We start from the raw sequence: 24880 nt of genomic DNA, 5'->3' as shown, positions 1-24880 counted from the left end.
TAAAAAACGCTATAACATCGGGGTTTTACACGTGTCAGACACCCCTTAACTTTCTCATTTTCAAGGTGCTAAATATTAGTTTCATCTTATTTTTTATTGTCAAATCGCTGAATTACTTTGATTCTCAAATAATCTAAATTTTGATGTTTCAACTAATTATCACAATTTTTATAGCCTTTAAATAACAAAAAATCCTGCTCTCGGCAGAATTTTTAGATTTCTTTTTCAACTTCGTCAATACACCAAGCAATTAGTTCCTCTAAGCGAGCAATATCCTCAGTCATATGAAGATAGCCCATGACTGCTTCGAAGCCTGTTGACATTTTGTAGGTAATGACATCTGTATTTTTAGCCTTGGTATGACTATTCGCATTACGACCTCGTTTATAGATATCTAGCTCTTTTTCAGTCAAAAGCTCTTGCTCTAGCATTTTTTCAATGAGACTAGCCTGCGCCTTTGCCGACACATAGCGTGTAGCTAGACGGTGCAATTGATTTGGCTTGGTCTGACCTTGAAAAATCAGGTGACGGCGAATGTACAAGGAATAAACAGCATCTCCCTCAAAAGCGAGAGCAATACCATTAATAAGGTTGACATCAAGATGTTTAGTCACGTGTCCACCTCACGCCCTCCTTGGTATCAAGAAGTTTGATACCTTGAGCAGCCAACTCATCGCGAATGCGGTCTGCTGTCGCAAAGTCCTTGTTGGCACGCGCTGCTTGACGCTCTTCAATGAGTTTTTCGATATCTTCATCAAGGACTTCTTCTTCGAAAACAATACCGAAGACTTGGAGCATTTTTTCAAAAGCATCCTTAACGGTTTGGTCATAATTGCCTGAATTAATCCATTTGGCCATGTCAAACAGAACAGTCACACCATTCGCTGTATTAAAGTCATCATCCATAGCTTCTTGGAAGGCATCAAGATAAGTTTGCAACTCATCTTGATTCACCTGATCTGTCAATGGAAGGCTGTGGGTGTTTTTCAAATACTTAAGATTGACTTCAGCATCATGAATAGCTTTTTCAGTAAAGTTAATTGGCTTACGGTACTGTTGTGTTGCTAGGAAGAAGCGAAGCACTTGACCATCGACTGTCTTAAGCATATCATGAACCGTTACAAAGTTACCTAAGGATTTTGACATTTTCTCATTGTCCACATTGACAAAACCGTTGTGCATCCAGTAGTTGGCGAAGGTCTTGCCAGTTTTGGCTTCTGATTGGGCAATTTCATTGGTATGGTGTGGAAACTCAAGGTCTGCCCCTCCACCATGGATGTCGATGGTATCTCCAAGGATTTCAGTCGCCATAACTGAACATTCGATGTGCCAACCAGGACGACCTGGTCCCCACGGGCTGTCCCAAGAAACTTCTCCCTCTTTGGCAGCTTTCCAAAGGGCAAAATCCAGAGGATTCTCCTTACGTTCTGTTTCAGCATCCGTACGTCCGCTTGCACCAATTTCAAGATCTTCCAAAGTCTTGTTAGCCAATTTAGCATAGTTGTTTGACTTAGCTACTCGGAAGTAAACATCACCTTCAGAGACATAGGCGAATCCTTTGTCAACCAAGGTTGACACAAATGCAATGATTTCATCCATGTAGTTAATAACACGAGGATTTTGTGTCGCTGGTTTAATGCCAAGCTGTGCAATATCTTCCATAAAAGCCGCGATAAACTTGTCCGACAATTCTTTAGTTGAAATGCCAGCTTCATTGGCTGCCTTGATGATCTTATCATCTACATCCGTAAAGTTAGAAATATAGTTGACTGTGTAGCCACAATACTCAAAATAACGACGAATAGTATCAAAAGCTACTGCTGAACGGGCATTTCCGATATGAATATAATTGTAAACTGTTGGTCCGCAGACATACATATTGACAACATTTTCTGTCAAAGGTACAAAATCACGGAGCGAACGCGTCATCGTATCATAAATTTTAATCACTAGAGATTCCTTTCAATTAACTGGAAACTATTTTTTATTCTTGATATGGTTTAGGTATAAACACAAGAGTATCACAAGAATGATAATCCATATAGCCGCAACCAGCTGACCTTGAGCCAAGAGAGACATAGCTGAAAGGAAACTCCCAACTATATAGAAGACCAAAAAAGGATTGTTTTTGAATAAATTTTTCATAACTCAAGTATTACTTGTGACGTTGCTTAAAAACAAGACCAGCCCATAAAAGAGCAATGCAAAACCACAAGGCTGCCATGCTATAGTCTGCTCTATGTAAAGCAATGTAAACAAGGGCAAGAGGGCCCACGACCGTCAATCGAGTCACCTTTGAACTAAAGAGTTTCATCGTTTCCTTTCCTTATAGCCGTGATGAGTGAAAGCTAGCTGCTTTTAGAAGGTCTTCTAGCTTTTCGCTATAGTATTCACGTCCTTCTTCAATATCGTGGATAACTTCTTCATCCTTTTGACCATGAACACGCACAACCTTAGCAGGAACACCAACGACTGTAACATCTTCTGGGACATCCGCAACAACCACAGCTGCCGCACCGACCTTAGAATTCTTTCCAATCTCAATAGGGCCTATGACCTGAGCATGGGCTGAAACCAAGGCACCCTCACGAACGGTTGGGTGACGTTTTCCGACATCTTTACCAGTACCACCTAAAGTGACACCGTGGTAAAGCATAGCACCCTTCTCCACAACAGCTGTCTCACCAATGACAAGGCCTGAGCCATGGTCAATGAAAACACCTTCAGCAATCTGAGCCCCTGGGTGAATCTCGATTTGAGTCCAGAAGCGCCAAAACTGACTATGCATACGCGCTAAAAGTCGACAATGGTGGCGCCAGAGAAAATGTGAGATACGATGAGCAGCCAAGGCTTTTAATCCAGGGTAGGTTAAAAGAACCTCCAGACTCGTCCGAGCTGCTGGGTCATTTTTCTTTACTATATCAATACTTTCTTTCCACCAACCCATTTAGGTCACTCCTTACATCATTATTGCTATTATTGTTTGTTGTGGCCCTATTATTTCTTTAAAGTGGAAAGCTGTAAACACTAGGTCTACTCGCTATCCCCCTCAAAATAAGACCAATCGACTAACTCAGGTTGCTCATCAAACGGATTGATGACAATACCTTGAACCTTATCCAACTCATTTTCACCTGTTGAAGGCTGGTAAATTTCTGACAGTGGCCATTGTAAAATCGTCCCTTTAGCCTTACGGAAAGGTAGGCCAAAAGTTTCGTTACCGTACCATTTTGCAAAGCTCGTTAAGTTCGTAAACACTGGCACATAACTCTGTCCCTCTGCATTCGACATGGTCGCAAAGAAACGGTCATCCTGACCATCTTCCTCGCGCTTGTGAACAAAGGCTGGGACAAGATAAATCTTATCTTTAGAATCTGCCTTTTGATTTTCCTCACCCAAAAGGTTATTGAGCGTCTGAGTGAAATAGTTGATAAACTGGATAAGTTCACTGCTTGCAAAAAGAGTGGTATTTGAGAAATCACCATCCTCTTTTAAATTGAAAGCAAGACCAAAAAGCTCTGCCTGAACCAGTTGTGTTAGGATATCTAAGCTTGAACGTTCTATCCAAGTCTGTTCTCGAGCACTCTCTTGAGTAGCTTTGAAAGATTGTAAGTCCTGTTCACTAGTGAAGACAGGAACAACCTTCTTGCCTTCCACTTCAACTGCGTAGAGGTCTTGGGCAGCCAAGACGGGAGTACGTTGTAGGTGATTAACCAAAGCCAGACTGGTCAAAAAGTGGTCTGGTTCCTTTAAAAATTCTTTTAGAGTTTCATCAAAAGCTTGCAATTCTTGATTTTCTGTCATTCTTCTATCTGTTCTTTCGTTTCTGATTTATCAGGATTTTTCGGTGCTTCACCATTTTCATTATGGTGGCGTGGCTTGTGATGAGAACGACGGCGGTGACGATGCTCTCCTTTATTTTCCCCGTCCTCAATCTTTTCAGGCTTAGGGAGCAAGGTCTTGATTGAGGCATCGATACGTCCTTTTTCATCGATTTTGATAATTTTAACAGTTACTGTATCCCCAACTTTAACCACATCCTCGACACGCTCAGTGCGTTCCCAAGCTAGTTCTGAGATGTGGACAAGAGCATCTGTCTTATTAAAGAGGTGAACAAAGGCACCGAACTTTTCAATACGCACAACTGGTACAGTGTAAACCTCTCCAACCTTAGCTTCACGTACAAGATCAAAGATGATAGCTTTAGCACGGTTAATGGCATCCTGATCACTAGAGAAAATCTGAACAAGACCTTCTTCATCGATATCGATAGTGACACCAGTCTCAGCGATAATCTTGTCAATCGTTTCGCCACCTTTACCGATGACAACCTTAATCTTGTCAACAGGAATCTGAATACTGTCAATCTTAGGCGCTGTTGGTGCCAATTCTGGACGTGGCTCAGCGATTGCTGACTCAATAACGTCAAGAATCTCAAAACGAGCTACCTTGGCTTGAGCCAAAGCCTCTTCGAGAATGGCAGGTGTAATACCTGAAATCTTAATATCCATCTGAAGAGCTGTAATTCCTTGACGTGTACCAGCTACTTTAAAGTCCATATCTCCAAAATGGTCTTCTAAACCTTGAATATCAGTCAGGACAGTGTAGTTAGTACCATCTGAGATAAGCCCCATAGCTATCCCTGCAACAGGCGCCTTAATCGGTACACCACCAGCCATAAGAGCCAAGGTTCCTGCACAAATAGAGGCTTGTGAGGAAGAACCATTTGACTCCAAGACTTCTGCTACCAAACGGATAGCATAAGGGAACTCTTCAACACTTGGAAGAACCTGAGCAAGGGCACGTTCACCTAGGGCTCCGTGACCTATTTCACGTCGACCTGGTGCACCGTAACGCCCTGTTTCACCCACTGAATACTGAGGGAAATTATAGTGGTGAAGGAAGCGTTTCTTATACTCTGGATCCAAACCATCAACAAGTTGTGTATCACTCATAGGTGCTAAAGTCAAAACTGACAAGGCTTGAGTTTGTCCACGTGTAAAGAGACCTGAACCATGAACCTTAGGAAGAAAGTCAATCTCTGCGTCCAAAGGACGGATTTCATCCACACGACGACCATCTGGACGAACCTTATCCTCGGTAATGAGACGGCGTACTTCAGCATGTTCCATCTGCTCAAGGATTTCTGCTACATCACGCAGAATGGTTTCCTTATCTTCATCTTCTGCAAAGCGTTCTTGATAAGAAGTAAGGACCTCTTCTTTAACAGCCTGGGTTGCTGCTTCACGCGCCAGTTTTTCTTCCACCTGAACAGCATTAGCTAACTGATCATAATAAGCCGTTTCGATTTCGACTTTCAAATCAGTATCAACTTGTAGAAGTTCAACCTCAGCCTTTTCCTTACCAACAGCTGCAACGATATAATTTTGGAAATCAACCAACTCTTGAATAGCCTCATGTCCCTTCAAGAGTGCTTGCAACATAATATCCTCAGACAATTCCTGAGCACCCGACTCTACCATATTGATAGCTTCCTTGGTACCTGCCACTGTCAAGTCTAAAAGTGAAATTTCCTTATCTGCTGCACTTGGGTTGATGATGAAATCTTCTGCGGCATAGGCCACTTGAACCCCAGCAATCGGACCATTGAAAGGAATGTCAGAAATAGAAAGAGCTAAAGAGCTGCCAAACATAGCTGCCATCGGAGCACTAGCATTCTCATCATAAGAGAGGACGGTGTTAATGACTTGAACTTCATTTCGGAAGCCTTCCGCAAACATAGGACGAATAGGACGGTCAATGAGGCGAGCAGTCAACGTGGCATCTGTTGAGGGACGACCCTCACGCTTGTTAAAGCCCCCCGGGAACTTACCAGCTGCATACATTTTTTCCTCATAATTAACCTGTAAAGGAAAGAAATCTGCAGTTGCCATCTTTTTAGACATAACAGCTGTTGATAATACCGTTGTATCTCCATAACGCACGACGACAGCACCATTAGCCTGCTTGGCTACCTGCCCAACTTCAACGACAAGCGGGCGTCCTGCAAAGGTCATCTCAAAAGTTTGTTTAGCCATGTTTGATCCCTCTTTTTATCCATGACCAGCCCTTATAAAAACGAACCGGTCAACTTTATGTCATTCATTTGATATAACTTTCATTTTACCATAATATAGTCAAAAATGGCAGAGCTCCGGCATAAGTTAGCAGCTAAGATTCCCTTTCTCTCAGATATTTAAGTCGTTTTGTGATATAATAAACACTTATGAGAGACAAAGGAATGACTATGAAAAAATTACAACACATCATTATGATTGCCTTAATCTTACTAGGCCTAGTAACACCTGCTCTAGCACAAGAACAGACAGATGACTTCAATGTTTCCGCTAAACATGCGATTGCTATCGAAGCAACTACAGGAAAAGTCCTCTATGAAAAGGACGCCACTACCCCTGATGGTGTGGCTTCAATGACTAAAATCCTAACAGCCTACATGGTCTATAAAGCAGTTGATCAAGGAAAAATTACCTGGGACACTGAAGTAGATATTTCAGACTATCCTTTCAACTTAACCGTTGATTCAGAAGTTTCAAATGTCCCACTGGATTCCCGAAAATACACTGTTAAACAACTCCTAGATGCCACCCTCATTTCCAGCGCTAACAGTGCTGCTATTGCTCTGGCTGAAAAAATCTCAGGATCAGAGAGTGCCTTCGTTGACACTATGACAGCCCAACTAAAAGAATGGGGCATTACAGATGCTAAATTATATAACGCTTCTGGCCTAAATAATAAATATCTTGGGGATAACCGCTATCCTGGCTCAAAACCAGATGACGAGAATACGATGAGCGCCCTAGATGTTGCAATTATTGCGGACCACCTCATCAAAGACTATCCTCAGGTACTTGAAATCACCAAGCAAACCGAAACTGACTTCGAAGGTGACAACAAATTAACGACACACAACTACATGTTGGAGGGGCAAGACAACTACCGTGAAGGCGTTGATGGACTCAAGACTGGAACAACCGAACTTGCAGGGGCATCCTTTGTAGCCCACTCCAATGAAAATGGCATGAGTTTGATTACAGTTGTTATGAATGCGGACAATGGCGGAGAGGATGAAGCTGCTCGATTCACAGCCACAAATGAGTTGCTAGATTATGTGACTCAAAACTGGGAAATCAAAACCCTCAACACCAAAGGACAAATCGTCAAGAAAAATGATATTAAGGTAGCCGATGGAGACCGTCAAACCATCTCTGCTAAGCTCGAGTCAGACCTCACAGTCATTCAAAAAATAAACAGCAAAAATGATGCTGTTAAAATCAAAGCAAAAACCATAACAGCACCTATCAAAAAAGGTGACACTATTGGAACAGCAACCTTTGATGATAAGAATCTCGTAGGAACAGGTTACATCTCTGATCCGCCTCAAATTTCGGTAACAGCCAACCAATCTATCAAGAAAAGTTTCTTCTTAAAAGTTTGGTGGAACCATATCGTTAATTTCTTTACAGGAAATAAGTAAACACAAAACTACCTTTTAGATATCAAAAGGTAGTTTTATCTTGCCTTCAAAATTAGTCCTGTTAGTAAATGCCCCTTCTCTACACCTTATGTTCCTCTCAAAATGTGGTATAATAAATATCCAAAACACATGAAGGAACAAACCATGAAAAAACTGATTACGCTTATGATGACCTTCTTACTCTGTCTGGGAAGCGTAGCCCCTGCTTTTGCAGCAGATAAGAAAAAAGGATATGATGCCGCAGCCAAACATGCCATTGCTGTCGAAGCTACTACTGGCAAAATTTTATACGAAAAAGATGCAACCACTTCTACAGGGATTGGCTCTATTACCAAGCTCCTAACAGCCTACATGGTTTATAAAGCGGTAGATCAGGGAGACCTCAAATGGAACAGCAAAGTTGATATTTCTGACTACCCCTTTGAACTAACTGTCAGTGCCGGAGTATCCAATATCCCACTAGATGCCCGCAAATACACTGTCAAACAACTTCTTGACGCAACTCTTATTTCCAGTGCCAATAGTGCATCGATTGCTCTAGCCGAAGAAATCGGAGGAACCGAAAGTAAGTTTGTCGACATGATGAAAGCCCAACTTAAAGATTGGGGTATCACTGATGCCAAGATTGTCAATGCCTCTGGTCTCAATAATTCTTACTTAGGTGACAATATCTATCCAGGCTCTAAATCAGACGAAGAAAATACCATGAGTGCTAAAGATGTTGCTATCATTGCACAACACGTGGTGAAAGAATATCCTGAAATTCTCGACATCACTAAAAAAACTGAAGCTGATTTTGATGGTGTCAACAAACTTAAAACCTTCAACTATATGCTTAAGGGACAACCTAGTTACCGTAAAGGGGTGGATGGCCTAAAAACGGGAACCACTGATTTAGCCGGTGCTTCCTTCGTGGCCCACTCAAATGAAAGTGGCATGAGCATTATCACAGTCATTTTGAATGCTGATAATACCGATACTGATGACTACGCCCGTTTCACTGCAACAAATGACCTACTTAACTACGTTGTCTATCATTGGGAAAGCAAGACCATTGCCAAAAAAGGACAAGCCATCGGTAAAAGTCAAGCCCATGTTATTGATGGTAAATCTAAGCAAGTCACTGCTGTTGCTAAGTCTGACTTTAATATCATCCAAAAAATAGATGCTAACAATAGTAAACATATTAAAGTCACTACCAATCAAGTCCAAGCCCCTGTCAACTCAAGTGACAAGGTTGGAACGGCTACCTTTGAAGATAAATCACTTGTAGGAGAAGGTTACTTGCCTAACCAAGGTATGCCTAGCATGGAACTGGTTGCTGGTAAAGAAGTTAAGAAAAGCTTCTTCCTCAAGGTCTGGTGGAATCACTTTGTCAACTTTGTCAACGAAAAACTCTAATTATTACAGTCGAGCTTTGCTCGGCTTTTTCTTTTACCCCATCTTTACAGAAAGATTGACTCTACCTTGACTCCTATTGACACAAAAAAAGACAAACTACACCTGTAATCTGTCTTTTTGTTTGATTTTTACACTACTGTAAAGGTTAATTTATCTTTCGAGCAGCCGATTTTAAGAGTTTGTCCACTAACTACTTGGCCACCTAGTAAGAGCTCAGATAACTTGTCCTCCACTTGAGTTTGAATCGTACGACGTAATGGACGAGCACCCATCTCAACATCATAGCCATCTTTAGCCAAATGCTTGAGAGCAGCTGGTTGGAATTTTAAGTCAATTCCTTTTTCTGCCAAAGCTGAAACCAACGGTTTTACCATAATCTTGACAATCTCACGAAGTTGCTCTTCCTCTAGGCTATGGAAGACAACCTTTTCATCAATACGGTTGATAAACTCTGGGCGGTAGGCCTTCTTAAGTTCTTCCATGATACGTGACTGCATAGCTTGGTGATTATGAGAAATGTCTTGGACTCCAAAACCAACAGTCTTATCATCACGAAGAGCAGTCGCTCCCAAGTTCGAAGTCATAATGATAATGGTATTTGAGAAGTCAACTTTACGACCTCGACTATCCGTCAAGACACCATCATCCAAAACCTGTAAGAGGATGTTGAAAATATCTGGGTGAGCTTTTTCCACCTCGTCAAAGAGGAGAACTGAGTAAGGCTTATTGCGAACTTTCTCTGTTAATTCACCACCCTCATCATATCCAACATAACCTGGAGGAGCACCGTTAAGTCGGCTAGCCGCAAATTTTTCCATGTATTCTGACATATCAAAGCGAAGCAAAGCTGACTCATCATCAAAGAGAACTTCCGCCAATGCCTTGGCCAATTCTGTCTTACCAACACCAGTAGGCCCAAGGAACATGAAGGAACCAATCGGACGTTTTCCAGTACGAATACCTGACTGGTTACGACGAATAGCACGACTAATCGCTGAAACTGCCTCGTCTTGACCAATAACACGTTTGTGAAGCTCTGCTTCCAGATTTAAGTAACGCTTGCTATCTGCCTGAGTCATCTTCTCAACAGGGATACCTGATAGACGACTAAGGGTTTGCATAATCTGATCCGCATCTACCAAGGCAGGTTTTGGTAATTTTGCTTTTTGGCTAGCCTTATATTGTTTAACAGCAGCCTTCATATCACCAGATAGAAGCGCTTCATCCAAAGGCGTTATCTCACGTTTGGCTTCTTTTTTAATACGACCTTGAACAGTTGCACTTGCTTCATCTAAAAGGTCAATGGCAGAGTCAGGCAAGTTTTTACTCGTCAAATAACGATGCGCCGCCTTGACCGCTGTCTCAACTGCTTCATCAGTAATCGTTACACGATGATAGTCTTCATAAGACGAACGTAGGCCTTTTAGAATATCAATCGCCTCAGCTACACTTGGCTCCTCAATTGTAATCTTAGCAAAACGGCGAGAAAGAGCTGCATCTTTCTCAATATGCTTTTGATACTCTGCTTGAGTGGTAGCTCCAACCATATGAAGGGTTCCACGAGCTAGAGCAGGTTTCAAAATATTTGCCGCATCTAAGGTACTATCAATACCTGAACCAGAACCAATAATCGTATGCAGTTCGTCAATAAAGAGAATGATTTTTCCATCAGCTTCAATCTCATCGATGATTTGATTCATACGTTCTTCGAAGTCTCCACGGAAACGTGTTCCTGCAACCACACTCATCATATCAAGCTCTAAGATACGCATATCAGCCAGCTCAAAAGGTACTTCGCCTGAAGCAATACGCTGTGCCAAGCCAAGCGCAAGTGCCGTCTTACCAACACCTGCTTCACCTACAAGAACTGGGTTATTCTTCGTTTTACGACTCAAAACCTGAATCATGCGTGAAATCTCTTTCTCACGTCCAATAACAGGATCAAGAGCACCTGACTCGGCCACTGCCGTTAAGTCCTTGGTATAATCTGCCAACTCCCCAGTAGAAGATTGAGGAGGCTGCATCATATTAGCAAAATTTCCTGATGCCTTTGATTTTTTAGGCTTACGAAGGTCATGAATGGACTTCAAATCTTGCTTACTAAGACCTGCGTAACGCTCCAAAGAACGTCGTAAATCGATAATGCGAGGCTTATCGCTGTCATCCTTATATTGAAAACCAGCAACTTCAAGGAGACGACAAACCATCAAATCCTTATGAAGAAGGAAGGCCATCAATACATGTTCAGACCCTACCTCTACAGCACCAGTTACACTAGCAATTCCCTCTGCCTCTTGCAACATAGCCTCTAAAGCATGTGACTGTGCACGTAAATCGATAATATCTGATTCAGACAAGTCTTTTGGACTTTTCTCCATCGCTAGTACAGCAGCGGTCTCAATCTCTTCCGCACGAATACGGTCCTCAAAATCAGTAAATGTTAGGTAAGCTACAGATCCTGGAACCTCAACCATAGCCAGAAGCACATGCCAAGTCTCCAAGAAAGGACTTCCAAAACGCTCTGCCTCAAGCTGAGCACGATGGAAAATGGCCTGCATTTTTCTTGAATATGTCGTCATCTAATTTCCTTTTCTATCCAATCTAAGTAATAGCGAGCGTAGAATACGCGAACGAATAGCAGCCGCATCTGCGCCTAAAATATCATCACTAGCAGTTGCTAAAATCAAATTTCCCTCACGCTCTGTGATGATTTTTTCATCAAAAAGCAACTGGATCAAGTCTGTAAATACCTGCTCGCTGAGCTGATCCGCTAAGTTCTGAAGCAAATCATTAATCATGTGGTGCTTATCAGAGAATCTGACTTTGACGATACGAATATAACCGCCACCTCCACGCTTACTCTCAACAATATAACCACGACTTTCTGTAAAGCGGGTCTTAATAACATAATTAATCTGACTCGGTACAACTTGAAAAGTATCTGCTAAGTTCGAGCGTTGAATCTCAGCAATTCCAGACTGGCCCAGCAATTCTTTAATATATTCTTCTATACTATCTGATGTATTTCTTGCCATCTTAATTCCTCCAGTCTAATTTGACTATAACTGACTATTATTATACCAAAAATGTCAGCACATGGGAAACTATACCTTCAAAAAGCTTTTTAAAGTTGTCATTAGAGACCATATAAGATACAATAAATAAGACTAAAATATTAGGTAACTTTAAGTGTTTGATCCACTTTGACAGGCTGAGCCCCACCTAATCCAACAAGTACTTTTTAGCACTTTCGCAGTAGTATTAGTCTTATCACTCTTGATAAAGCTCTTGTGACTTTTAGTCTTTATTTTATTTCTCTATGAAAGGTTACTCATGAAATACATCATTGCATTCTTAATCTCTATGATTCCCTTGGTTGAGCTCCGTGGAGCCGTTCCTGTTGCTATCGCCTCAGGTATCCCTTGGTGGCAAGCCTTAATTCTTTGTGTTATTGGGAACATGATTCCAGTTCCAATTATCTTCTTCTTCGCCCGCCGTGTTCTCGAATGGGGAACAGACAAACCTCTAATTGGTGGCTTCTTTACCTGGTGTCTTAAAAAAGGTCACAGTGGTGGCCAAAAACTTGAAAAAGCTGCCGGAGATAAGGGGGTCTTCTGGGCCCTCCTCCTTTTTGTGGGAATTCCACTTCCAGGAACAGGAGCCTGGACTGGTACCCTAGCAGCATCTATCCTAGATTGGGACTTTAAACGTAGTGTTATTGCCGTTATGCTGGGGGTTATCCTTGCAGGTATCATCATGGGAACACTCTCTCTTCTACTTGGTGTAAATACCTTCGCTCATTAATTACTTTGTTAACGTCTGGGGCATGCTCAGATGTTTTTTAATAACAACAAAAAAGAAGTTACGATTCATTTACGTAACTTCTTTCCTTTTATCTAGCAACTAGAATTAGTTGTTAAGTGCTGCTGCCATTGTAGCTGCAACTTCTGATTCAAAGTCGTTAGATGCTTTTTCGATACCTTCACCAACTTCAAAGCGAACGAATTCTACTACTGAAGCGTTTACTGATTCAAGGTAAGCTTCAACTGTTTTGCTGTCGTCCATGATGTAAACTTGAGCAAGAAGAGTGTAAGCTTGGTCAACTTTAGTGTTGTCAAGCAAGAAGCGGTCCATTTTACCTGGGATGATTTTATCCCAGATTTTTTCTGGTTTACCTTCAGCAGCCAACTCAGCTTTGATATCTTCTTCAGCTTGAGCAAGAACAGCATCAGTCAATTGAGCTTTAGAACCATATTTAAGGTGTGGAAGAGCTGGTTTGTTAACCATTGCACGGCTTTCGTTATCTTGATCGATAGCGTGGTTAAGTTGTGCCAATTCATCTTTAACAAATTGTTCGTCCAATTCAGTGTATGAAAGAACAGTTGGTTTCATCGCTGCGATGTGCATTGAGATTTGTTTTGCAAGAGCATCATCTCCACCTTCGATAACTGAAACAACACCGATACGTCCACCGTTGTGTTGGTAAGCTCCGAAGTGTTGGGCATCAGTTTTCTCAACAACTGCAAAACGACGGAATGAAATCTTTTCACCGATAGTAGCTGTAGCAGTCACGTATGCAGCTTCAAGAGTTTCACCTGAAGGCATAGTCAATGCAAGTGCTTCTTCGTTGTTAGCTGGTTTACCTTCAGCAATTACTTTAGCTGTTTCGTTTACCAACTCAACGAATTGAGCGTTCTTCGCAACGAAGTCAGTTTCAGCGTTAACTTCAACAACTGCTGCAACGTTACCGTTAACGTAAACACCAGTCAAACCTTCAGCTGCAACACGATCAGCTTTCTTAGCTGCTTTAGCCATACCTTTTTCGCGAAGCAATTCAATCGCTTTTTCGATATCACCTTCAACTTCAACCAATGCTTTTTTAGCGTCCATGACACCAGCACCAGATTTTTCACGCAATTCTTTAACAAGTTTAGCTGTAATTTCTGCCATTTTGTTTTTCTCCAAATTTATTTTATCAAACTAAGGGGCAGGGCTGAGCCCCGCCCCTTAGGTGTTTGTCGTATCTTAAGTGGGCATATAGCCCTAACCAATCTTAAAGATTAGTTGTTGTCACCTTCGACAACTTCAACGATTTCTTCGATTGAATCAGCTGCAGCTGCTTCTTGGAAATCTGCAGAAGCATCTTCACCTTGGTTACCTTCGATGATAGCATCAGCCATTTTTGAAGTGATCAATTTAACGGCACGGATAGCGTCATCGTTAGCTGGGATGATTACATCGATCTCATCTGGATCAGCGTTTGTATCAACCATCGCTACAACTGGGATACCAAGTTTTTTAGCTTCTTTAACAGCGATTTGTTCTTTGTGTGGGTCAACGATGTAGATTACATCTGGAATGCGAGGCATATCTTCGATACCACCCAAGAATTTTTCAAGACGTGCACGTTGTTTGTTAAGAAGTGCAACTTCTTTCTTAGGAAGAACTTCGAAAGTTCCGTCAGCTTCCATTTGTTTGATTTCTTTCAAACGAGCGATACGTTTTTGGATAGTATCCCAGTTTGTAAGAGTACCACCCAACCAACGGTGGTTGATGTAGTATTGACCAGCACGAGTTGCTTCTTCAGCTACTGCTTCAGCTGCTTGTTTTTTAGTACCAACGAACAAAATTACTGCATCGTTAGCTGCTGCTTCACGAACGAATTCGTAAGCTGTATCAGCCATTTTTACAGTTTGTTGCAAGTCAATAACGTGGATTCCGTTACGTTCTGTGAAGATGTACTTAGCCATCTTAGGATTCCAGCGACGAGTTTGGTGACCGAAGTGAACACCAGCCTCAAGAAGTTGTTTCATTGAAATTACTGCCATGAGTATTTCTCCTTAAAAATTGTTTTTTCCTCTTCTAAGCTTTAGACTTGCAGTCCCACCCTGCGGCAACAAGACCACAATCGGCTTAGAATGAGTATTTGTCACTTTACGCAACTATAATAGTTTATCAAAAAAAGTGACATTTGACAAGCTCTAAAATCAGTCTGACCATTAGAAAAATCCCCCTCTCATTAAAATTGCAATCGTTTTCTTTGAGGTTGATGAGTATTTCGTTTATAATTAGGCTATTAAAAATAGAGGAGGACATTATTTTGTCATTAGTCGGAAAAGAAATTATTGAATTTTCAGCACAGGCTTATCACAACGGGGAATTCATTACTGTTACAGATGAAGATGTTAAAGGTAAATGGGCGGTCTTCTGCTTCTACCCTGCAGATTTTTCATTTGTCTGCCCAACTGAACTCGGTGACCTTCAAGAACAATATGAAGCTCTTAAATCTCTTGGTGTAGAGGTTTACTCTGTCTCTACCGATACTCACTTTGTTCACAAAGCTTGGCATGATGACTCAGATGTTGTTGGAACTATTACTTATCCTATGATTGGAGATCCTTCACACCACATCTCACAAGGTTTTGATGTTCTTGGACAAGATGGTCTCGCACAACGTGGTACATTCATTATTGATCCAGATGGTGTTATCCAAATGATGGAAATTAACGCTGATGGTATTGGACGTGATGCAAGCACTCTTATTGATAAAGTCCGTGCTGCTCAATATATTCGTCAACATCCAGGTGAAGTTTGTCCAGCCAAATGGAAAGAAGGAGCTGAAACACTTACTCCTAGCTTAGATCTTGTAGGTAAAATTTAACAACCAGGGGGTATCCATGGTCTTAGATAAAGAAATCAAGACACAATTAGCGCAGTATTTAAATTTACTAGAATCTGATATTGTATTACAAACAGATTTAGGGGATGATGATAATTCTCGTAAAGTAAAAGAATTTTTAGACGAGATTGTCGCTATGTCTGACCGCATTAGTCTTGAATCAACACATTTAAAACGTCAACCTAGTTTTGGTATTGCACAAAAAGGGCAAAAAAGTCGTGTTATTTTCTCAGGCTTACCAATGGGCCACGAATTCACATCTTTCATTTTAGCTCTCTTGCAAGTTTCTGGTCGTCCACCTAAAGTTGATGATGACACTATCGAACGTATCAAGAAGATTGATAAACCCATTGATTTAGAAACTTATGTTTCATTAACTTGTCACAATTGTCCAGACGTTGTTCAAGCCTTTAATATAATGGCTGTTTTGAACCCAAATATCACTCACACTATGATTGAAGGTGGTATGTATCAAGATGAGGTCAAAGCCAAAGGTATCATGTCTGTTCCTACGGTTTACAAAGACCAAGAAGAATTTACTTCTGGTCGTGCAACCATTGAACAGCTTGTAGAAAAGTTGGACGGACCACTTGAAGCTGAGGCTTTCGCTGGTAAAGGTGTCTATGATGTTTTGGTTATTGGTGGTGGTCCTGCTGGAAACAGTGCTGCAATTTACGCTGCTCGTAAAGGGCTTAAAACTGGGCTTTTAGCAGAAACTTTTGGTGGGCAAGTTATCGAGACAGTTGGTATTGAGAACATGATTGGTACGCTATATACAGAAGGTCCTAAGTTAATGGCCCAAGTTGAAGAGCATACAAAATCTTACAATGTTGATATCATCAAAAGTCAATTAGCTACTGGCATTGAGAAGAAAGAACTTATTGAAGTCACACTAGCTAACGGTGCCGTTTTAAAATCTAAAACGGCTATCCTAGCACTAGGAGCCAAATGGCGTAATATCAACGTTCCTGGTGAAGATGAATTCCGCAATAAAGGGGTTACTTACTGTCCACACTGCGATGGTCCTCTATTTGAAGGAAAAAATGTTGCTGTTATCGGTGGTGGTAACTCAGGTTTGGAAGCTGCTTTGGATTTAGCGGGTATTACTAAACACGTTACAGTCTTAGAGTTCTTGCCTGAATTAAAGGCAGATCAAGTCTTACAAGAACGAGCTGCTAAAACTGATAATCTAACCATTCTTAAGAACGTTGCAACCAAAGAAATTCTTGGTCAAGATCATGTGACTGGTTTGAGTTACGTTGAGCGTGATACAAACGAAGAAAAACATCTTGATCTTGAAGGTGTCTTTGTCCAAATTGGTCTTGTACCAAGTACTGCTTGGCTCAAAGACAGTGGTATTGAACTCAATGAACGCCAAGAAATTATCGTTGATAAATTTGGTTCAACAAATATCCCTGGTATTTTTGCCGCAGGTGACTGTACTGACAGCGCCTACAAACAAATCATTATTTCCATGGGATCTGGTGCTACAGCTGCTATCGGAGCCTTTGATTACTTAATTAGACAATAATCAAAACATACGTGTTAGTAATCTATCTACAACAATTACAAGAAATATAAAGAGGTTGAATGTCTTTCAGCCTCTTTATATTTCTTGTAAATAGGCAGTTTGAACAATCAACCAGCCAATTTGATGAAAGAGACTTGACGAATCTTTGTTTTTTCGATAGAATGGTATCTGTTATGGCGGTATAGCCAAGTGGTAAGGCACGGCTCTGCAAAAGCTTGATCGTCGGTTCAAATCCGTCTACCGCCTTCATAATACGAGGACACCTTAGGGTGTCTTTTTTTATTATTGCATATAAAAATACCCGAAGCTAGAAACCTCGGGTATTCGTTATTCTTATTTAATCGCTTCAACCAAAGCCTCTGCTTGATTCTGAAGGCTTTCAAGAACTTCTTCAGTCGCTACGAATTTTCCATCTACCCAGGCTGTATCATTTACACGTGTCGCTGTAAAATCACCAACCACTTGGGTACGGATAAATGGTAACAATTCTTTGTAGACATCAAAAAGTTGATTGTGACCACCATTAGCAACTGATGACACGGTTACAATCTTATCTTGAAGAGCTGATGGTCCTGAAGGATCTGATAGGTCAAGGGCGCGGCTCAACCAGTCAAGTAAATTTTTCACTGGCCCAGGAATTGAGAAATTATAAACCGGTGAGAAAATCCAGATTGCATCTGCTGCCAAGACCTGCTCTCGAACTTCTGCCAAAACAGGAAGAACCGGACTTTCTAAATCCTGATTAAAAACAGGTACTTGACTATAGTCAAGATAAGAAACATTAGCTTTATCAGCTAGCATTTTCTCAGCTTCTTCTGCTAATTGGTGGTTAAATGATCCCTTACGAAGAGACCCAACGATAAATAGAATGTTTTTCATGATACATTTCCTTTGTATTTCTAACAATTAATAATTAATACTACATAGTAATATATGCGATTTCATTAGAAATATAAAGAAATATGCTCAGACATTCTTAAATTTTTTCAGTAGCTCTACCAACTGTGCCTGCTCTTCAGGTGTCAGAACGGAAAAAGTCTCCTCAATAGCTTGCTGATGTGGGGGGATTGCTGCTTGAATAATACGACGGCCCTCATCCGTCAAATCAACCTCGAAAGCACGCTTATCTGTTTGGCAGGCTTCTCGCGTCAGCCAGCCTTTTTTCTCCATATTTTTAATGACGACAGTCATATTACCGGAGGTAGCAAGCATGCGATCAATTAATTCGCCAATCTTCATACGTCCTTTGGCATTTAGCACGTCCATGACTCCAAATTGAGTTGGTGTCAAATTAAATTCTTTAAAGGTCTCAGAAACCTTGGCATCGATGGTACGAAAAGCCTTACGCATAACTACCATACTTTTTACAGCCATATTTTTATCTAAGTCGCTCATTTCTAGTCCTTTCCAAATAGATGCTGTTTTTATTACTCTACCACAGTTTTTCTAAAAGTGGTATATGAAAATGAAAAAATAAGAAAAAAGAGTCCTTAGATATCTAACCAATACCTCAGAACTCTTTCATTTCTAACTATTACGATTCCAAAAAAGGGCTAATAAGATAACAGCACCTAGCACCGAAGGGACTATAGCAGTATCTGCTAACATCGGTCCCCAATTTCCAAAAAGAAGCTGACCAACAAAAGCACCTAGCCATCCAACAAAGGTCTTGCCAATACAGCCCATACGTTCACCCCTATTTGATATAGCAGAAGCAATAAGGCCAATTAGAAAACCAACTATCATACTTCCAATCATGATAAATTCTCCATCATACTTAGATTACCCAATCCCCATTTCGGAAGATTGGTACACGACTACCATCTTGGCGGATACCATCAATATCCATTTGATTTGAACCAATCATAAAATCTACGTGTACATCAGAACGATTAAGACCAGCTTCCTTAAGCTCCTCTTCTGTCATGTCTGCCCCTCCCTCAACACTGGTAGCATAGGCTGCTCCAATAGCTAGGTGGTTGGATGCATTCTCATCAAAAAGAGTGTTAAAGAAGGTGATGCCTGACTGTGAAATAGGACTTGGATCTGGTACCAGAGCACATTCACCTAGAGCACGCGCCCCATTATTGTTGAAGACGAGATTCTTCATCACCTCATCGCCCTGGTCCGCTGTGATATCTACAATTTCACCGTCTTTGAAGGTTACCTTGATTCCCTCAATAATATTGCCATTGTAACTTAGAGGCTTTGTACTTGAGACATAGCCATCTGCACGACGAAAATCTGGTGCCGTAAAGACTTCTTCTGTTGGCATATTAGGAAGGAAGCCTTCACCTTGCGCATTGATGGCACCTGCAGACTCCCAAACGTGATTTTTAGGCAATCCTAGAGTCAAATCTGTTCCAGGTGCTTGGTAATGCAAGGCTGAGAATTGTGCCTCATTGAGTAGGCGTGCTTTAGCATCCAAACGTTCAGCATGTTCCTTCCAAGCACGTACAGGATCCTCTTCATAAACACGACAGGTCTTGAAAATTTGGTCCCAAAGTAAATCTACAGCTTCCTCATCACTTGAAGCATCGGGAAAGACCTTCTTAGCCCATTCCTTACCAGCTGCAGCAGCTACAGTCCAACTAACCTTATTAGACTGAGTTGCCACCTGCATAGGTTTAAAGGCCACTCCAGTAGCTTTTGCATGAGCAGATAAACGTTCAGGAGCTACACCATTAAGGGCACCTGGATCTGATGAACGAACACCTAAGCGACTTGCCTTTTTGGCCAACAAATATTCCATCTCAGCTTTTTTATAGGCAGGAACCTCTTCGATGCGGTCCATATCAGCATGCAAGAAGCGCTCGCGATTAATAATATCATCTGACCATTGAACGATTACCTCAGCTGCTCCTAAAGCATAGGCTTCTTTTACTAAGAGGTGAGCTAGCTCTGCTTGTTCTACATCAATGCTCAAGGCCACTGTGTGACCAGGTTGCACATTAATCCCATTAGCAACCAGTAATTTAGCATATTTCTCAAGATTTTCTTTAAAATTTGGTAAAACCATGATTAACTCCTTGAAACTATATTTTTCTATCAGTATACCATAAGACGAAGAAAAAGGTTTCTTCTCAGCTTTGGCTTGTTAGCATCACATGCAGACCCCTAAACAAAAAGAGAACGGAGACTGACTCCATTCTCTCAAAGTTGATGACGATTCTCTTTAGCGATTAAAAGAAATCATCAAAAAGACTTAATTGATTATCTTCTGGCATATTTCCTAGGATTCCCATTTCATCCAATTTTTCAACCAAGGTTGATGATAAACCTCCTCGTTTACGCAATTCTGTTTTGGAAAGGAACTCACCTTCTTCACGCGCAGCAACCACTTGCTTAGCAACGTTCTCACCCAAACCTTCAAGTGCAATAAACGGTGGAATCAAGGTATCTCCTTCAATCAGAAATTCAGTTGCCTGACTCTTATAAAGATCTAACTGGCCAAAGGTAAAGCCACGTTCTAACATTTCATTAACAATCTCAAGCGTCGTAAATAAGTCATTTTCAACATTAGTCGCTTCATTTCGTTGGCGCTTCTCCTTAATATCTTCCATTCGAGCTTTAACAGCATCAAGACCCGCAGACATCGTTTTAAGCTCGAATGCTTTAGCTCGAATTGAAAAGTAGGCACAATAGTAATAAATAGGATGGTGCACTTTGAAATAAGCTACACGCAGGGCCATCATAACGTAGGCTGCCGCATGGGCTTTAGGGAACATGTATTTGATTTTACCACAAGATTCAATATACCAGTCTGGAACATTATTTTCACGCATGGCTTGAATATAGCCATCTCGCTCTTCTTCAGAAATTTTCAACCACATTCCCTTACGCACACGTTCCATAATGGTGAAGGCCATCTTAGGATCTAATCCCGCATGCATTAGGTATACCATGATATCGTCACGACAACCGATAACGGTTTTCAGAGTGGCAATACCTTCCTTGATCAAATCTTGTGCATTACCCAACCAAACGTCTGTACCATGGGACAAACCAGATAACTGTAAGAGTTCCGCAAAAGTCGTCGGATGCGTCTCGTCTACCATACCACGAACAAAGTTAGTCCCAAACTCAGGGATTCCTAACATTCCCGTTGGTGTCCCAATCTGTTCAGGTGTTACCCCCAAAATTTCAGTCCCTGAAAAAAGTTTCATTACATCTGGGTCATCTGCTCGAATATCTTTTGGATCAATTCCTGATAAATCCTGCAACTTACGAATCATAGTCGGATCATCATGTCCCAGAATATCAAGCTTCAACACGTTCTCATCGATATCGTGGAAATTAAAGTGAGTCGTCTGCCAGGCAGCCGTTACATCATCAGCCGGATATTGAACAGGTGTAAAATCATAGACATCCATATAATTTGGAATAACAACGATACCACCCGGGTGCTGACCTGTGTTTCGCTTAACCCCAGCGGCACCCATGGCCAGACGATCGACCTCGGCATCACGGTAAAACTTATTATAGTCACGTTCGTAACCTTTGACAAAACCATAAGCCGTCCGATCTGCAACAGTACCTACTGTTCCGGCACGAAAAGCATATTGCTCTCCAAAAATATCACGAACATCCAAGTGGGCTGATGGTTGATCATCACCGGAAAAGTTCAAATCGATATCCGGAACCTTATCCCCATCAAAACCTAGGAAAGTCTCGAAAGGAATATCCTGACCATCTTTTTTATACTCCGTTCCACATTCCGAACACTCCTTATCAGGCAAATCGAAGCCAGATCCATAAGAACCATCTGTAATGAACTCTGAGTGTTGACATTTAGGACATAAATAGTGTGGCGGCATCGGATTAACCTCAGTAATTCCAATCATCGTCGCAACAAAACTAGAACCGACAGATCCACGCGAACCAACTAGGTACCCACGTTCATTTGAACGGTTAACCAGCATCTGCGAAGCCAGGTAAATTACGGCAAAACCATTACCAAGAATTGAGGACAACTCTTTCTCAATTCGCAGATCAATAATATCAGGCAAAGGATTACCATAGAGCTCAAACGCTCTAGCATATGTCATCTCCGCAACCTGTTCTTCCGCACGATCAATGAAAGGTGTGTACAAGTCTTTTTTGACAACCTCGACCTCTTCAATTTGGTCAGCCATAGCCTGCGTATTAGTTACAACAATTTCATAGGCTAAATCTTTTCCCAAAAAGGCAAAGTCATCTAGCATCTCATTCGTTGTTCTAAAATGCGCTTCAGGTAAAGGAGCAGGTTTCGCATTTTCTCCCTTACCGATTGGCCTATTAATCATTGCTCCTTGTCCCAAAGCACGAACAATGATTTCACGATAAATCGCATCCTCAGGATTGATATAATGTACATTTCCTGTAGCAAGCACAGGCTTGTCCAGACGACTAGCGACTTCGATCAAATCTCGAATCAGTTGTTCTATAGCCACCTCATCCTTAATTAAGTCCTTCGCAATCAATGGTGCATAAATCGCTGGTGGCATAACTTCAATAAAGTCATAATATTTAGCAACTTCAACTGCCTTGTCAATACCATGAGACAGAAGCGTATCAAAAACCTCACCATCAGCACAAGCAGAACCTACAATGATTCCCTCACGATACTCATCTAAGACCGTACGAGGAATACGTGCTACCCCCTCAAAGTATGAGACATTTGATAAACTTACCAACTTAAAGATATTCTTCAAGCCAATTTGATTCTGAACATACAGTGTCGCATGTTTAACACGAGACTTTTTATACGAATCTTCAGAAACCAAATCCGTGTTCAACTGTTCCAAATTAGTCAAACCGTGCTTATCAAACACATCTTTTATGAAGATAAACAACAAACGGCCCGTTGCTTCCGCATCATAATTAGCCATGTGGTGGTGATCCAAAGCCACACCAAACCGCTTCGTCAAAGGACCCAAACCATGACGCTTATACTCAGGATAAAGATTTCGTGCAAATTCTAAAGTATCAATAACTGGTTGTGAAATTGTTGGTAACTGATGTCTTTCATAATTGGCATTCATAAAACCAACGTCAAAAGTCGCATTATGAGCTACTAGCACAGTTCCTTGACAGAATTCTTGAAACTCCTGTAAAACTTGGACTAAAGGTTTAGCACCTTTTACATGATTATCAGTAATACCTGTCAACTCAGTAGTAAAAGCAGAAAGAGGATGCCCTGGGTCTATAAATTCATCAAATTGCTCAATAATATTACCTTTATGCATTTTTGATGCCGCAATCTGAATCAAATCATTATGAACAGCAGACAAGCCCGTTGTCTCAACGTCAAATACAACATAAGTAGCTTCTTTTAATTCCAAATTCTGGGAATTATAAACAATAGGAACTTTATCCTCAACAAGATTGGCTTCAAGACCAAAAATAGCTTTAATACCAGCTTTCTTAGCCCTATGGTAGCCATGAGGAAAACTCTGAACATTAGCGTGATCAGTTATAGCAACAGCTGGATGCCCCCAAGAAGCAGCAGTATCAATAAGCTCTTCCACAGTTGGCATGGCATCCATAGTCGACATGTTAGTATGTGCATGAAATTCCACACGCTTTTGTCCCTCAGGCATCAAATCCTTGCGAGGTGTGTGAGAAATCTCTTTGATATCTTGTACATTCATTGTCAGACTATGAGTGAAAGGATTATTCTCAATACGACCGCGAACTCTTACCCAGTTTCCCTTTTTTATCATATCGAACTTAGCAAGCTCATCACTATCTTTGACCCAGCGCTGCATTGCAAAACTAGAGGTATAATCAGTTACCTTGAAATTAATAATAATTCGACCCGTCTTAGTTTCACGTTGCTCTACATCAAAAATATATCCTTCAAAAACAACACGATTCTCTTCAGAATTAATATCAACCATTGGCGTTATTTCAGCCTTATCAAAACTAGCCTGACGTTGACTTTGTTTCTCAGCAAAATTTTGGGCCGGTTCGTTCACAGGTTTCGGTGCTGGAGCACTCTCAAGAATAGATTGAAGAGCCTGTCTTGCCTGAGATTCAGCTTGTTCTTGTAAAGAAACCTTGTTTGTTTCGTAAGCCTCTTCTAAAGAAGATGACGCTTCCTTATCTTCAAGAACAGAAATTGATACGTCAGATAAACCAACTTGAGAAAGAGATTTAGAAATCAAAGAAATAAATCTATCCTGTAAATTTTCTTTAATAATATGCGCTGGAGTCTTAACACAAATACTATTATTTGAAATTTCAACCTTTAGATTTGAGAATAAAGAATAAATAGAAAAGTGAGAAACTTTTAAACTATCTAAGGCATATGAAAAATAATCTCCAAGTAAAGAATCATCGCAAGAAGTAGAAAATAAACGAATCTCAAAAGAAGCTTTGGCACCTAAAGAATCGAAGGAAGAATGAAATAAACTATCAAAAAGCACAAAAGACTCATAAGAAAGAACACTAGGGAAAGAAAAAACAAAAAACCACTGCCGTTTTGATTTAAATAGTTTTACTGTTTCGATAGAACCATCTTTAATTTCTTTAAAAGCATCGTGTTCCTCAGGAAAACGAATTTGTTTTAAGAGAAGCTGAAATTTATCAGACATAAAAATTAAACTCCTATAGACAAAAAAACACTCCTAAAGGAGTGTAACTTATACCGGCGGCCGGGGTCGAACCGGCACGTCCTCGCGGACACTGGATTTTGAGTCCAGCGCGTCTGCCAATTCCGCCACGCCGGCAAAGTATAACTGGGGTAGCTGGATTCGAACCAACGCATGAGGGAGTCAAAGTCCCTTGCCTT

The 24880-nt window shown here is 41.0% G+C and carries 19 protein-coding genes and 2 tRNA genes; 6 read left to right on the top strand and 15 right to left on the bottom strand.

The window, feature by feature from the left end; genetic code table 11:
* Nucleotides 1-212: 212 nt before the first annotated feature.
* From AX663_RS08195 to pnp, 5 genes are all read right to left on the bottom strand, one after another.
* Complete coding sequence (locus AX663_RS08195) at nucleotides 213-614, bottom strand: Mini-ribonuclease 3 (RefSeq protein ID WP_002886359.1); 402 nt, start codon at nucleotides 612-614, stop codon at nucleotides 213-215.
* The gene (gene cysS / locus AX663_RS08190) at nucleotides 607-1950 is read right to left on the bottom strand and encodes a cysteine--tRNA ligase (RefSeq protein WP_060973208.1); all 1344 of its coding nucleotides are present in this window, start codon (nucleotides 1948-1950) and stop codon (nucleotides 607-609) included. The genes AX663_RS08195 and cysS overlap by 8 nt, the downstream gene beginning before the upstream one ends.
* 376 nt (nucleotides 1951-2326) lie before the next feature.
* The gene (gene cysE / locus AX663_RS08185; RefSeq protein ID WP_014633706.1) at nucleotides 2327-2947 is read right to left on the bottom strand and encodes a serine O-acetyltransferase; all 621 of its coding nucleotides are present in this window, start codon (nucleotides 2945-2947) and stop codon (nucleotides 2327-2329) included.
* An 86-nt stretch (nucleotides 2948-3033) separates the two neighbouring features.
* Nucleotides 3034-3804 carry an SseB family protein gene (locus AX663_RS08180; RefSeq protein ID WP_060973207.1) on the bottom strand — a complete coding sequence of 257 codons (771 nt, stop codon included), beginning with the start codon at nucleotides 3802-3804 and terminating at the stop codon, nucleotides 3034-3036.
* Entirely contained in the window at nucleotides 3801-6038 is a 2238-nt protein-coding gene (pnp, locus tag AX663_RS08175; RefSeq protein ID WP_060973206.1) for a polyribonucleotide nucleotidyltransferase, read from the bottom strand. Before pnp ends, AX663_RS08180 begins: the two co-directional genes overlap by 4 nt.
* 209 nt (nucleotides 6039-6247) lie before the next feature.
* Between pnp and pbp3 (AX663_RS08170) the strand changes: the two genes are divergently transcribed.
* Nucleotides 6248-7495: a D-alanyl-D-alanine carboxypeptidase PBP3 gene (gene pbp3, locus AX663_RS08170; RefSeq protein WP_060973205.1), complete on the top strand. Its 1248-nt coding sequence runs from the start codon at nucleotides 6248-6250 to the stop codon at nucleotides 7493-7495.
* 144 nt (nucleotides 7496-7639) lie between these two features.
* Entirely contained in the window at nucleotides 7640-8896 is a 1257-nt protein-coding gene (gene pbp3 / locus AX663_RS08165) for a D-alanyl-D-alanine carboxypeptidase PBP3 (RefSeq protein ID WP_060973204.1), read from the top strand.
* Nucleotides 8897-9024: 128 nt separating this feature from the next.
* On the opposite strand, the gene AX663_RS08160 is transcribed toward pbp3 (AX663_RS08165), so the two are convergent.
* Both AX663_RS08160 and AX663_RS08155 read right to left on the bottom strand, forming a co-directional pair.
* The gene (locus tag AX663_RS08160; RefSeq protein ID WP_060973203.1) at nucleotides 9025-11475 is read right to left on the bottom strand and encodes an ATP-dependent Clp protease ATP-binding subunit; all 2451 of its coding nucleotides are present in this window, start codon (nucleotides 11473-11475) and stop codon (nucleotides 9025-9027) included.
* Nucleotides 11476-11931 (bottom strand): CtsR family transcriptional regulator, encoded by a 456-nt coding sequence (locus tag AX663_RS08155; protein ID WP_002889615.1) that lies wholly within the window; start codon nucleotides 11929-11931, stop codon nucleotides 11476-11478.
* A gap of 298 nt (nucleotides 11932-12229) precedes the next feature.
* Here AX663_RS08155 and AX663_RS08150 point away from each other — a divergent pair, with 298 nt between their 5' ends.
* Entirely contained in the window at nucleotides 12230-12700 is a 471-nt protein-coding gene (locus tag AX663_RS08150; RefSeq protein ID WP_060973202.1) for a COG2426 family protein, read from the top strand.
* Nucleotides 12701-12805: 105 nt separating this feature from the next.
* Here the strand turns inward: AX663_RS08150 and tsf are convergent, their stop codons facing one another.
* Together tsf and rpsB are read right to left on the bottom strand one after the other, a co-directional pair.
* A complete protein-coding gene (tsf, locus tag AX663_RS08145) occupies nucleotides 12806-13846 on the bottom strand; it encodes a translation elongation factor Ts (RefSeq protein ID WP_002886343.1) in 1041 nt (346 codons plus the stop codon).
* 110 nt (nucleotides 13847-13956) lie between these two features.
* Nucleotides 13957-14724: a 30S ribosomal protein S2 gene (gene rpsB, locus AX663_RS08140; protein ID WP_002886342.1), complete on the bottom strand. Its 768-nt coding sequence runs from the start codon at nucleotides 14722-14724 to the stop codon at nucleotides 13957-13959.
* 272 nt (nucleotides 14725-14996) lie between these two features.
* On the opposite strand from rpsB, the gene ahpC reads away from it, so the two are divergent.
* The 3 genes from ahpC (at nucleotide 14997) to AX663_RS08125 (ending at nucleotide 17352) form a co-directional block, all read left to right on the top strand.
* Entirely contained in the window at nucleotides 14997-15557 is a 561-nt protein-coding gene (gene ahpC, locus AX663_RS08135) for an alkyl hydroperoxide reductase subunit C (RefSeq protein ID WP_004182174.1), read from the top strand.
* 16 nt (nucleotides 15558-15573) lie between these two features.
* Entirely contained in the window at nucleotides 15574-17106 is a 1533-nt protein-coding gene (gene ahpF / locus AX663_RS08130) for an alkyl hydroperoxide reductase subunit F (protein ID WP_060973201.1), read from the top strand.
* Nucleotides 17107-17281: 175 nt separating this feature from the next.
* Nucleotides 17282-17352 (top strand) — tRNA-Cys (locus AX663_RS08125).
* Between the two features lie 87 nt (nucleotides 17353-17439).
* Here AX663_RS08125 and AX663_RS08120 read toward each other — a convergent pair.
* The 6 genes from AX663_RS08120 to AX663_RS08095 all read right to left on the bottom strand — a co-directional run bounded on the left by AX663_RS08120 (nucleotide 17440) and on the right by AX663_RS08095 (nucleotide 24818).
* A complete protein-coding gene (locus tag AX663_RS08120; RefSeq protein WP_060973200.1) occupies nucleotides 17440-17985 on the bottom strand; it encodes an NAD(P)H-dependent oxidoreductase in 546 nt (181 codons plus the stop codon).
* An 87-nt stretch (nucleotides 17986-18072) separates the two neighbouring features.
* Nucleotides 18073-18501 (bottom strand): MarR family winged helix-turn-helix transcriptional regulator, encoded by a 429-nt coding sequence (locus AX663_RS08115; RefSeq protein WP_060973199.1) that lies wholly within the window; start codon nucleotides 18499-18501, stop codon nucleotides 18073-18075.
* Nucleotides 18502-18633: 132 nt separating this feature from the next.
* Nucleotides 18634-18864: a GlsB/YeaQ/YmgE family stress response membrane protein gene (locus AX663_RS08110; RefSeq protein ID WP_002889604.1), complete on the bottom strand. Its 231-nt coding sequence runs from the start codon at nucleotides 18862-18864 to the stop codon at nucleotides 18634-18636.
* Between the two features lie 19 nt (nucleotides 18865-18883).
* Nucleotides 18884-20125 (bottom strand): aminopeptidase, encoded by a 1242-nt coding sequence (locus AX663_RS08105; protein ID WP_060973198.1) that lies wholly within the window; start codon nucleotides 20123-20125, stop codon nucleotides 18884-18886.
* 163 nt (nucleotides 20126-20288) lie between these two features.
* Nucleotides 20289-24683, bottom strand: a complete 4395-nt coding sequence (locus tag AX663_RS08100) for a PolC-type DNA polymerase III (protein ID WP_060973197.1) — start codon at nucleotides 24681-24683, stop codon at nucleotides 20289-20291.
* 51 nt (nucleotides 24684-24734) lie between these two features.
* Nucleotides 24735-24818 (bottom strand) — tRNA-Leu (locus AX663_RS08095).
* Nucleotides 24819-24880: the final 62 nt, after the last annotated feature.

This window comes from Streptococcus sp. CCH8-H5, from assembly GCF_001556505.1.
In the GTDB taxonomy this organism is placed as follows: domain Bacteria; phylum Bacillota; class Bacilli; order Lactobacillales; family Streptococcaceae; genus Streptococcus.
The sequence above is the reverse complement of the archived record's forward strand: the minus strand, read 5'-3'. Positions and strand labels throughout refer to the sequence as shown.

Excerpts from the sequence above, each read along its gene's own strand:
- cysE (WP_014633706.1), bottom strand. The coding sequence starts at position 2,947 with ATGGGTTGGTGGAAAGAAAGTATTGATATAGTAAAGAAAAATGACCCA.
- AX663_RS08110 (WP_002889604.1), bottom strand. The coding sequence starts at position 18,864 with ATGATTGGAAGTATGATAGTTGGTTTTCTAATTGGCCTTATTGCTTCT.
- AX663_RS08160 (WP_060973203.1), bottom strand. The coding sequence starts at position 11,475 with ATGACGACATATTCAAGAAAAATGCAGGCCATTTTCCATCGTGCTCAG.
- pbp3 (WP_060973205.1), top strand. The coding sequence starts at position 6,248 with ATGAAAAAATTACAACACATCATTATGATTGCCTTAATCTTACTAGGC.
- AX663_RS08105 (WP_060973198.1), bottom strand. The coding sequence starts at position 20,125 with ATGGTTTTACCAAATTTTAAAGAAAATCTTGAGAAATATGCTAAATTA.
- AX663_RS08150 (WP_060973202.1), top strand. The coding sequence starts at position 12,230 with ATGAAATACATCATTGCATTCTTAATCTCTATGATTCCCTTGGTTGAG.
- rpsB (WP_002886342.1), bottom strand. The coding sequence starts at position 14,724 with ATGGCAGTAATTTCAATGAAACAACTTCTTGAGGCTGGTGTTCACTTC.
- AX663_RS08100 (WP_060973197.1), bottom strand. The coding sequence starts at position 24,683 with ATGTCTGATAAATTTCAGCTTCTCTTAAAACAAATTCGTTTTCCTGAG.
- ahpF (WP_060973201.1), top strand. The coding sequence starts at position 15,574 with ATGGTCTTAGATAAAGAAATCAAGACACAATTAGCGCAGTATTTAAAT.
- pnp (WP_060973206.1), bottom strand. The coding sequence starts at position 6,038 with ATGGCTAAACAAACTTTTGAGATGACCTTTGCAGGACGCCCGCTTGTC.
- AX663_RS08155 (WP_002889615.1), bottom strand. The coding sequence starts at position 11,931 with ATGGCAAGAAATACATCAGATAGTATAGAAGAATATATTAAAGAATTG.
- AX663_RS08115 (WP_060973199.1), bottom strand. The coding sequence starts at position 18,501 with ATGAGCGACTTAGATAAAAATATGGCTGTAAAAAGTATGGTAGTTATG.
- AX663_RS08120 (WP_060973200.1), bottom strand. The coding sequence starts at position 17,985 with ATGAAAAACATTCTATTTATCGTTGGGTCTCTTCGTAAGGGATCATTT.
- pbp3 (WP_060973204.1), top strand. The coding sequence starts at position 7,640 with ATGAAAAAACTGATTACGCTTATGATGACCTTCTTACTCTGTCTGGGA.
- tsf (WP_002886343.1), bottom strand. The coding sequence starts at position 13,846 with ATGGCAGAAATTACAGCTAAACTTGTTAAAGAATTGCGTGAAAAATCT.
- AX663_RS08180 (WP_060973207.1), bottom strand. The coding sequence starts at position 3,804 with ATGACAGAAAATCAAGAATTGCAAGCTTTTGATGAAACTCTAAAAGAA.